At 69.7% G+C, this 10,464-nt stretch carries 7 protein-coding genes; 1 reads left to right on the top strand and 6 read right to left on the bottom strand.

Going from position 1 to position 10,464, the window contains the following annotated elements; translation table 11 throughout:
* Window positions 1-162: 162 nt before the first annotated feature.
* Window positions 163-2,010 (bottom strand): sensor histidine kinase, encoded by a 1,848-nt coding sequence (locus tag HR086_RS39745; RefSeq protein ID WP_174468212.1) that lies wholly within the window; start codon window positions 2,008-2,010, stop codon window positions 163-165.
* Window positions 2,007-5,333: a response regulator gene (locus HR086_RS39740; RefSeq protein WP_141648755.1), complete on the bottom strand. Its 3,327-nt coding sequence runs from the start codon at window positions 5,331-5,333 to the stop codon at window positions 2,007-2,009. Before HR086_RS39740 ends, HR086_RS39745 begins: the two co-directional genes overlap by 4 nt.
* A gap of 198 nt (window positions 5,334-5,531) precedes the next feature.
* Between HR086_RS39740 and lexA the strand changes: the two genes are divergently transcribed.
* Entirely contained in the window at window positions 5,532-6,197 is a 666-nt protein-coding gene (gene lexA / locus HR086_RS39735; RefSeq protein ID WP_141648756.1) for a transcriptional repressor LexA, read from the top strand.
* Between the two features lie 34 nt (window positions 6,198-6,231).
* Here lexA and HR086_RS39730 read toward each other — a convergent pair whose 3' ends face one another.
* From HR086_RS39730 to surE, 4 genes are all read right to left on the bottom strand, one after another.
* On the bottom strand, window positions 6,232-7,368 hold the full coding sequence (locus HR086_RS39730) for a lipopolysaccharide assembly protein LapB (protein WP_174468211.1): 1,137 nt from the start codon (window positions 7,366-7,368) through the stop codon (window positions 6,232-6,234).
* Window positions 7,369-7,383: 15 nt separating this feature from the next.
* Window positions 7,384-8,475 carry a hypothetical protein gene (locus HR086_RS39725; protein WP_174455606.1) on the bottom strand — a complete coding sequence of 364 codons (1,092 nt, stop codon included), beginning with the start codon at window positions 8,473-8,475 and terminating at the stop codon, window positions 7,384-7,386.
* 130 nt (window positions 8,476-8,605) lie between these two features.
* A complete protein-coding gene (locus HR086_RS39720; RefSeq protein ID WP_174455607.1) occupies window positions 8,606-9,559 on the bottom strand; it encodes a peptidoglycan DD-metalloendopeptidase family protein in 954 nt (317 codons plus the stop codon).
* 2 nt (window positions 9,560-9,561) lie between these two features.
* A complete protein-coding gene (surE, locus tag HR086_RS39715; protein ID WP_141648760.1) occupies window positions 9,562-10,344 on the bottom strand; it encodes a 5'/3'-nucleotidase SurE in 783 nt (260 codons plus the stop codon).
* Window positions 10,345-10,464 lie beyond the last annotated feature (120 nt).

Raw genomic sequence — 10,464 nt, 5'->3', positions numbered from 1 at the left:
GGGAGGCCGGGGCGGCGGAGGCGGCTCGCGCAGGAAGATGAACCATCCCAACGGCAACGCCGCGAGGATCAGCGCGAGGCCGACGAAGAAAGGCGTCTGGCGCCGGGAGGGGCGGGGCTCGGCCATGGCGTCTCTCTAGCTATCACAGCCGGAGTGGGATGCTCAGGCCCTCGGCAGCTCGACGGTGAAGCAGGCCCCCTGCCCTACTTCCGAGCGGACGGAGAGCGTTCCACCTGACTCCGTCACGACGCGCCAGGCCACGCTCAAGCCCAACCCCACGTTGGACCACACGTCCTTGGTGGTGAAGAACGGCTCGAAGATGCGAGGACGGATGTCGGGGGAGATGCCCTTGCCGGTGTCCTCCACCTCCAGGAACGTCCGGCCGTCGCGCTGGCCCGTGCGCAGGGTGAGCCGCCGCGTGGGGGACTTCAGCATCGCCGTGCGCGCGTTGGACAGGAGCGCGAGGATGACCTGGGACAGGTGCCCGGGGTCGGCGCGAACACGGCTCAGACCCGGTGACAACTGAGTGGCAAGTGTTACGCCGTCACTGAGAATCTGATGTTCGGTGAGGCTGAGGGCATCGCGCACCACGGCGTTGAGGTCCACCGGGCGCAGGTCGGCGCGCTCGCGCTGCTGGGAGAAGCGCAGGAGGTTCTGGGTGATTTCCTTGCAGCGCTTGGCGCTGTGCTCGATTTTGCGCAGCGTCTCCAAATCGGGGTCCGACGTGCCTCGGTCCAGCATGAGCAACTGCACGTTGCCGAGGATGCCGGCCAGCGGATTGTTGATTTCGTGCGCCACGCCCGCGCCGAGCTGTCCCACCGCCGCCAGCTTCTGGGCCTCGAGCAACTGGGCCTGCGCGCCTCGCAAATCGTGGGTGGCCTCGTCCACGCGCATGCGCAATTCGTCATTCCAGCGCAGCATCCTGGCGCGGGCCGACTCCAGCTCCTCGCCCATGCGGTTGAAGGTGTTCGCCAGCTCGCTCAGTTCGTCCTGGCCTTCCACCTTGACGCGCCGGCTCAGCTCGCCGCGCCCGTAGGCCTCCGCTCCCTGGACCACCTCTTCCAGCCTGCGGTTGAGCCGCCGCGTGAAGAGCGCGCCCAGCCCCAGGAGGACGAAGAACGCCCCGCCGATGGAGGCCAGCACCGTGCGCCGCATCGCGTGCACAGGAGCCAGGGCCGTGGCCTCGTCCACCTCCACCACCACATCGAAGCGCAGGCCGCGCGACACCCGCGCCACGCTCACGCGCCGGGGCGGCCCCTCCACGCGGAAGCTGCGCACCAGGTCCGGCTCCGGGGCCGTCTGCGTCAACAGATGCGCGGCCAGCTCCGGGGCCAGCGTGCCCATGCGTCGCGCGGGCTCGGAGCTCGCGAGGATTCGCCGGTCCTCGTCCACCAGGTCCACGCGCCCCAAGGCGCCCTCGGGACGGCGGAGCAGCGCGGCCTCCAGCGGCTCGAAGACCACCTCCGCCAGCGCGAAGGGGGCATCCTCGCCATCCGCCAGCTTCACCGCCACGGCCACCGCCGCGTGCCCGCTCTCCGCGTGGACATAGGCGCCGCCGAGCGCGGCCTGTCCCTTGCCGCCCCCGCGGAGCTGCTGCACGGGCACGGACTGGACCATCCGCGTCAGCCCCTCTGCCTGGAAGCCGGGGTGCCCCTCCACGCCCTGCGTCCGGAACACGGGCGCGCCCAGCGGGCGGCCGTGGGCGTCGAGCTTCAACACCGCGCTCACCGCCGGGGACTGGCCGTAGAGCAGGCGCAGCCCTCCCACCGTCTCCGCCTCCGTGGCGGACTGCCAGTCGATGAGCTCGGCGGAGCGAGCCAGCGCGTCCACCACCTCCATCAACGTGGCGCCCACGGCCTCGGCCGCGGCGGAAGCCCGCGTGCGTTGCTCCGCGTCGATGCGAGCGGCGAGCTCCGCCTCGGCGCGTGAGAGCAACAGGAAGCCGACCGCGGCGAGCGGCAGCACCGTTGCCGCGAGCATGAACAGGACCAGCTGCTGGTAGAGCCTCACCCGGCGACGGAGCGTACCACCTGCTCGCGGTCACTGCGCAGATAGACGGAGCCCAGGATGGCCTTGGCGCGCTTCTTCATGTCCGCCGCGCGCCGGGCAAGCTCCGCGTGGTCCTGGGTGCCGTCCGTCATCACCGCGACGATGGACACGCTCATGATGGGGAAGCGCCGGCGCTCTCCGAAGCGGTCTTCCGCCTCGATGTGGCCCCGCTCGCGGTCCTGCCGGTCGTAGTAGAGCGGGATGATGCGGTCGAAAGTTTCGATTGCCGTCTGACAGACGCGGTCGACCGACTCCGGCGCGGCGATGAAGACGAAGTCGTCCCCGGCCACGTGTCCCAGGAAGTCTCCGGGCAGTCCTTCCTGCGCGAAGATTTCGCGCATCAGGTCGCCCGTCTGGCGCACGACGCCATCGGCCTTCGCGAAGCCGTAGTAGTCGTTGTAGGCCTTGAGGTTGTCCAGGTCCAGGTAGCAGAACGCGAACGGCCGCCGAGCCACGAGCCGCCGCTGCACCTCGCGTTCGATGGCGGTGGAGCCCGGAAGCTGCGTCGTCGGAGAGGCCGACAGCTCCTGCTCCTTACGGCGCAGCACGCTCTCCACCCGGGCGCCCAGCTCCAGCGCGTCGAACGGTTTGGTGAGGTAGTCGTCGCCGCCCAGCTTGAGGGCGCGCACCTTCGAGGACGTCTCCGCGCGAGCGGAGATGAAGATGACGGAGATGTGGCCACTGGCGCGCTCGGCCTTGATCTCCTCCAGGAAGAGGAAGCCGTCGCCGTCCGGCAGCGTCACGTCCAGCAGGATGACGTCCGGCCGGCGCTCGCGCAGGGAGCGGCGCCCCTCTTCCAGCGAGCCCGCCACCACCACGTCGAAGCCGATGTTCTCCAGCACCTCGCGGCAGATGGTGGCGATCTTCACGTCGTCGTCCACCACCAGCACGCGTCCGTGGGCCGTGCCCGCGCGGCCACGCACCAGCGAGTCCACCGTGGCCAGCAGCTTGTCCGGCATCAGCGGGCGCACCAGGAAGGCATCGGCTCCGGCGCGGAAGGCGCGCTGGCGCTCGTCGAAGGCGGACGAGAGGAGCAGCGGCGCGCGCCGCGTCTCGGGGTCATGCCGGAGAATCTCCGCCAGCCGCAGCCCGTCCACGTCAGGAAGCCGCACGGACACCAGCACCATGTCCGGGTGGTGGAGCCGAGCGCTCGCCAGGCCCTCTTCCGCGTTGAACGCCAGCCGCACGTCGTAGCCGCGCGCGGACATCAGCGCCTTGGCGATGTAGCCGACCTCCGGCTCGCCCTCGATGACCAGCACGCGGCCCCGGCTCTCGCGTCGTCGGGGGCCCGGTGCCTCGCCCGCGTCGTCGGACTGGCGCAGCTCCGGCGGCGGCTCGGTGGGCAGCACCGCCATGAAGCGCACGCCGTCCGCGCACGGCTCGCACCAGATGCGGCCGCCGTGGGCCTCCACGATGTTGCGGCAGATGGCCAGGCCCAGGCCCGTGCCGCGCACGGTGCGGTTGGCCTTGGTGCGCGCCTGCTCGAAGCGGTCGAAGATGCGCTCCAGGCTGTCCTCGGCGATGGGGTCGCCGCTGTTCCAGCAGGAGAGCACCACGTAGCCGGGCAGGCTGGACGTGGCGTGCAGCTCCACGCGCACCTCGCCGCCCTCCGGCGTGAACTTCACCGCGTTGTTGAGCAGGTTGTTGAGGACCTGGTTGAGCCGGTTCGGGTCGGCGACGACGCGCAGCGGATGGCGCGGCAGTCCCGGCGTCACCTGCACGCGCTTCTCGCCGAAGGCCGGGCCGTACTTCTCCACCACCCGCTGGACGAGCTCGTCCAGGTAGGCGACCTCGAAGTTCATCCGCAGCCGGCCCTTGGCGAACTTCGACAGGTCCAGCAGGTCGTCGACGATGGTGTTGAGCTTCTCGGTCGAGTCCCGCGCCAGCGACAGGTAGCGGCGCTGCCGCTCGTTGATGTCCCCGGCCATGAAGTTGAGCACCAGGTCCAGCGCGCCGGAGATGGACGTGAGCGGCGTGCGCAGCTCGTGGCTCACCATGGAGACGAACTCGTCCTTGCGCTCCTCCAACCTCTTCTGGTCGGTGATGTCGCGCAGCACCACGCACACGCCGCGCAGCGTGCCGCGCGCATCGCTCACCGGCGTGGTGGTGGTCTGCACGTGCCGGTCGAAGAGCTTCACCTCCTCGCGCAGCACCTGCGTGCCGCTGTACTCCCAGCCACGCACCAGGTGGAAGGGCTGGAAGCCCAGCCGCTCCTCCATCATCCGGCTGGTGTGCTCGGTCGGATCATCCCCCACGCGCAAGAGCCTGCGCGCCGCCGGGTTCATCACGACGATGTCGTTCTTCTCGTCGGTGAGCACCACGCCGTCGGCCATGGACTCCACCATCCGCTCCATGCGGTGGCGGGCCTCTTCCTCCGCCGAGCGCAGGGACTGGATGGCGTCCGCCGTCTGGTTGGCGAGCACGTCCAACAGCACGCCGTCGTCCTCGGTGAAGGCGTCCGCGCGCTGGCTGAACAGCGACAGCATGCCCACCGGACGCCCACCCGCGACCAGATTCACCGTGAGCTGGCTGGGGTAGACAGCAGGCGCCGCCGCGTCCTGCGTCGTCGTCCCCGCCACGCGGGTGATGACCCGGTCCTCCGGCAACAGCAGGCCGCTGCTCTTGCGGTACGCGCCGAGCATCGACTCCTTCACGCCCAACAGCGCCTGCTCGCCCACGGTGCCATGGCAGCGCAGCCGCAGCGTCGCGCTGCGCGACTCGTCCGGGGCGATGAGCGCCGCGCCGCAGTCGTACGGCAGCACGCGCGCCACGGCGATGAGCACGCGGTCGATGATGTTGTCGTAGCTGGCCGGATCATTCGCGCTGGCCCGGCTCACCTCGTACAGCACGAACAGCGCTTCCACGCGCTGGTGGAGCTGGCGGATGAGCCGCTCCTTGTCCCGCCGCAGCTGCGTGTACTCCACCGCGTTCTTCACGGTGATGAGCAGGTCGTTCACGTCCCAGGGCTTGGTGATGTACCGGTACACCTGCCCCTTGTTGATGGCCGCGATGAGGTCATCAGGGTCGGTGAAGCCCGTCAGCAGAAGCGTGGTGACGTCGAACCCCTCCGCGCGGGCTGTCGCGGCCAGCTCGATGCCCGTCATCTCCGGCATCCGTTGGTCCGTGACGAGCACGTCCACCGACTCGCGACGTAGGACTTCCAACGCGGCCTGACCGCTCAAGGCCGTGAGGACGCGATACCGGCGCTGGAACATCCGCGAAAGGATGTCCAGGACGTCGGCCTCATCGTCGACGAAGAGCAGCGTGTGGCGGAGCTCGGACAAAGCGGGCGGAATTGTACGTCGAGATCGTCGTCTGCCCTCAAGAACTGAGAATGCCGAAAAGTTCGACACGCACTGAGGGTGCGCCGTGGGACACTGAACGGATTGACTCTACACGTATGTTCAGGGAAAGTGGACACTGAAAGCCTGTTGCCTGGGGACCTGCCCCAAGGGAATCAGGCCGGCCGAGCGAGGGAGCGCATGGAAGAGCTGACGGACCGCCAGCGCGAGATTCTCAGCTTCATCGTGAAGGAGTCGGAGACTCGCGGATTCCCGCCCACCATCCGGGAGATTGGCGAGCACATGGATATCCGCTCCACCAACGGGGTGAATGACCACCTGAAGGCGTTGGAGCGAAAGGGCTACCTGAACCGGGGTGAGCAGCAGAGCCGCTCCCTGGTGCCCACCAAGCGAGCACGGTTGCTGCTGGGCCTGGGCGCCAAGCGCGACGCTGGCATGGTGGAGGTCCCCCTGCTGGGCAAGGTGGCGGCCGGCGCGCCCCTGCTCGCGCAGGAGCACATGGAGGACTCGGTCAAGATCGACAGCTTCCTCCTGGGCGGCGTGAATGGCCGGGAGGTCTTCGCCCTGCGGGTGAAGGGGCAGTCGATGATCGACGACGGCATCCACGACGGCGACTACCTCTTCGTGAAGAAGACGCCGGCGGCCAATCCGGGCGACATCGTCGTGGCGCTCATCGAGGACGAGGCCACGGTGAAGCGCTACTACCCGGAAGGCGAGCGCATCCGCTTCCAGCCGGCGAACGCCACCATGCAGCCCATCTACGTGAGCCGCACGGAGTTCCGCTCGACGATGATTCTGGGCCTGGTGGTGGGCGTCTACCGGAAGATGCAGGGCGGGCGCGCGTAGCGTCGTCGCGGGCCCTCCGCCCCTGGGCCCACGCTCAGGGGCACTTCTTCACGCGAGGGTCCGCGGCCAGCGCGCGGGCACACGCGGCCTTCTCCAGCACGACATCCTTCAGCTCCCGGGCGAGCCGCGCCGTGGAGAGCTGGAGGTCGGCGTCCTTCACCAGGTCGTGCTCCGCGCTGAGGCTCGCGAGGATGCGCAGCGCATCCGGCTTGCGCTCCATGGTGACGAGCAGGTCGGCCAGCTCCCGCAGCTCGCGCACGTCGTTGCCCTGCACGGACTCGAGCGCCGCGGCGAGTTCCTGCTCCGCGCCCTGCTTGCTCTTCATCGCGAGCTGGATTCGGGCCAGCGCCACGTGGACGATGGCGCGGTCCTTCACGCGCAGGGATTCCTTGTACGCATCGATGGCCTCCCCCGGCTTGTCGAGCTGCAGCTGGATGGTGCCCACCAGCTCCCACAGCGTGGGGTCCCTGGGGGACTTGCTGGCGGCCTCCTTGTAGGCGGCGGCGGCCTCGGGAAGCTTGCCCGCGCGCACCAGGGCGTCTCCCAGCGCGGTGAGCACCGCCGCCGTGCGGATGCCCTCGTTGGCGGCCTTCTGCACGAGCGCGAGCACCTCCTGCTGGCGGCCGACCTGGATGAGCACCTCGGTGGTGCGGAGGACGAGTTCGGACTTCACCGAGCCCGAGGCGGCGTTGGCGGCCAGGATGAAGTGGCGGATGGCCTCGTCCTGCTCGCCCTTCTTGAGGTGGATTTCTCCCAACTGCTCCAGCGCGTTGAAGTCGTTGGGGTACAGCGCCACGGCCTTGCGCAGCGAGCTGAGGGCCTCATCGGGGCGGCCCAACTGGGCCTGGACGAAGCCCAGGCGGCTCCAGTTGGTGGAGCGCTTGGGGTCCTGCTTGAGGGCGGCCTCGAACTCGGTGGCGGCCTCGGCGAGCTTGCCCATGGAGAGGAAGACCTCGCCGCGAGCCGCAGGCAACCGGGGGTCGGTGGGCGCAAGCTTGCGCATCTCCTCGAAGGACGCGAGCGAGGCCTCGAAATGGCCCTGGAGGTACTCGGCGGTGCCCTTGATGTAGAGGCCCTCCGCGTGGTCCTTGGGCGTCACCGTGGGACTGTCGTCACAGGCGACGGTGGCGAGCAGGGCAATCAGGGACAGGGAACGCAGGCGCGAGAACATGGGGGGCTCCGAATCCTAGAAGTGGTACGCGATGCCCAGGTTGAGGTCCAGATTGAGGCCATCGCCGAGCTTGGACTCCGCGAGTCCGAGCACGGCCTGGGCCACATTCGTACCGGCCTCCAGTTGGACGCCGACGTGTCCGGCGATGAGGTACTCCAACCCGAGGAAGCCGACGACGGTGGGCAGCGGCCCGGTGGACTGGAAGATGCCGAAGTCGCCGAAGGACAGCTGCACGCCCAGGCCGAAACCCCAATAGGGGCGCAGTGACTTCTCCACGTTGTGGTAGTGGCGCGCGCCGACGACGCTGGGCAGGACGTTGAGGCCACCCTCGGCGCCCGCTGTGTCGGAGCGCAGATAGGAGAAGCCCACCTGGACGAAGCCGAGCCACTCCGGGTGGAACCAGTAGCCCACCTCCAGGTCGGCGCCTGGATTGAAGTTGGCCAGCTTGTCGACGAAGTTGTTGTTGATGCGCAGGCCCAGCGAGAGACCACCGCCGCCGACCATGGGAGCCCCGCCAATGAGCGGCCGCGCGCCCTGGGTCACCCCGGGAGCCACCAGTTCGGCGACCAGCGCGTCGGCGATGGCGTAGACGGTGGGGAACAGGGTGTCCGCCTCGGGCGACTCCGCGCGCGGCTTGGACAGGCTCTCCTCCCGCTCAGTGTCGAGGAGATTGGCGGAGAGCAGGTAGGAATCGCCAAAGCGGTCCACGCGGCCGATGACGACGAACCGCGCCCCGGTGAGCGTGGAGAGGTCCTTGAGGCAGGCGCCCCGTTCGCACGAGGTCTTGAGGTCCGCGAGCTGCCGGCGCTGGGCGTCATCGAGCGACGCTTCGACGTCACGCTGGGAGACGACCCACAGGCGCGGAGCTTCGGCCAGCCGCCCGGTGATGAGCGAGGTGACGCCCGTCGCGGAGTCCCGGGCGGAGGCGTTGGCCTCGAACGCGAGCACCGCGACGCGAAGGGGCGCCTCCTCCTTCGACGAAGGCGCCGTCGGCCCGGCGGCCGCGGCTTCGGAGTCAGGCCCGCTCGACGGGGAGAACACCTGGGCCCGTGCGGTCGGAGCGAGAAGGACGAGGAGGAGGGCGAGCTGTGCGAAGGGGTGCGGCACGGCGCGGCACTCTACCCTTCCCTGGCCCGGTCCCAGAGGGGGCCTCGGGCCGTGGCGCCTGAATTCGCGGGGTGCGCCCTCCGAATCCAGGTCCACGGGCGAGGAAGGAGGCGAGCCCCCGCCCCGAGGCTCAGGTGGACGGCATCGGCCCCAGATAGTCGAGCGGGTCCACCGGCTTTCCGTCCAGGCGCAGCTCGAAGTGCAGGTGCGGGCCGGACGTCTTGCCGGACTCGCCCACGGTGGCGATGACCTGCTCCCGGCGCACCTTCTGCCCGGTGCGCACGCGCAGGTCGCGGTTGTGCGCGTAGAGGGTGATGAGCCGGTTGGCGTGCTCGACGATGACGATGTTGCCGTAGCCACGCTGCTCGCCCGCGTAGAGCACCGTGCCTTCCTGCGCCGTCTTCACCGGTGTGCCCGCGGGCGCGGCCAGATCGATGCCGTCATGGGGCTCGCGCCCCTTCTTCCCGAAGCGCCCATACAGGACGCCCCTCAGGGGCCAGTCAATCATCCCCTGGGTGGCCAGCCGGGGCCGCCCGGCGCCAGGACGCGACGCGGGCCGACGCGGCGGCTCCTCGCGACGCGCCACCACCTGCCGGGGCGCCGCACCGGTGGACGTCCGCACGGGCTCCGGGTCCGCTTCCGCGGCGAGCGTGTCCGACGACTCCACCGGCACGCTGCGCTCCACGCCCGGAATCGTCAGCTCCTGCCCCACCGCCAGCGCGCGAACGTCCTTGATGCCGTTGGCGGAGGACAGCTCGTCCACCGTGAGGCCGTAGGTCTTGGCGATGCGGTACATCGTCTCGCCCGGCGCGACGCGGTGCCGCACGGACACCAGCTCCGGCTCCGGGTGCGCGGCGCGCAAGGCGAACGGCAACGCCCCATTGCGCGGCGGCGGCGCGGGCTCCGGGGAAGCAGCGGCGGGCGCCCCACGCGTCTCACCGGACGGGGCTGGCGCGTCCGAGTCCACCAGCGTGAGCTCCGTCCCGGGAGAGGCGGCTCGGGGGCCCACACAACCCGCGACGAGCGCGGACACGAGGAGAACCAGGAGCGCCCTGCCCGCTCGGATGGGGGTGCCCGGCCTCAACGCTAGGCACCATCCGGCTCGTGTCGGACGAAGTCCGGGACGCTCCAGCCCCCCAGGTCCTCGAGCTGACCATGGTCCGTCAGGTCCAGGTGCAGCGGCGTCACCGACACCCGCTTGGACAGGTGCACGGCGTTGCAGTCACTGCCTGGAATGTCTTCGTGCTGATAGTCGCTGCCGCCAATCCAGTAGTACTTCCGGCCGCGAGGGTCTTCCTTCTCCACCACGCTGTAGCCGTACGAGTGCCGGCCCAGGCGCGTGACGGTGTAGCCCTCCGGCTCCACGCCGCCGGGGATGTTCACGTTGAGCAGCATCCGCCTGGGCAGGGGTCGCGACAGCGCGGCCGTCACCAACGAGCGGGCGAACCGCGCCGCGGGAGCGAAGTCGAACGAGCCTCGCGCCACGAGGCTGAAGGCGATGGCGGGAATCCCGAGCAGGGCCCCTTCCATCGCCGCCGCGACCGTCCCCGAGTAGGTGACGTCTTCGGCCAGATTCGAACCGTGGTTGATGCCGGACACCATGAGCGTGGGGCGATCATCCTTCAGGAGATGGACGATGGCCAGATAAGCGCAGTCGGTGGGTGTCCCATCGACGGCGAACCACCGCTCCCGGACCTCCTTGATGCGCAGGGGCCGATGCAGGGAGATGGCGTGGGACGCGGCGCTCTGCTCGCGGTCCGGCGCCACCACCCAGACCTCTCCCAGGGGACTCACCGCCTCCACCAGTGCCTGAAGTCCTTCGGAGAAATAGCCGTCGTCGTTGGACACGAGGATGCGCGGTTTCCGCATAGCCGCGCGGTTGTAGAGGAGCCCCCGAGCATGGGCAAGCACGCTCACCGTCGCCGCTGTTACAGTGTCCACCCGCCGAATGCCGCCGCCGCCCCGTCGCCGCAATGCCCCCCAGGGGCC

Source organism: Myxococcus sp. CA039A (assembly GCF_013336645.1).
GTDB classification, from domain to species: Bacteria; Myxococcota; Myxococcia; order Myxococcales; family Myxococcaceae; genus Myxococcus; species Myxococcus llanfairpwllgwyngyllgogerychwyrndrobwllllantysiliogogogochensis.
The sequence above is the reverse complement of the archived record's forward strand: the minus strand, read 5'-3'. Positions and strand labels throughout refer to the sequence as shown.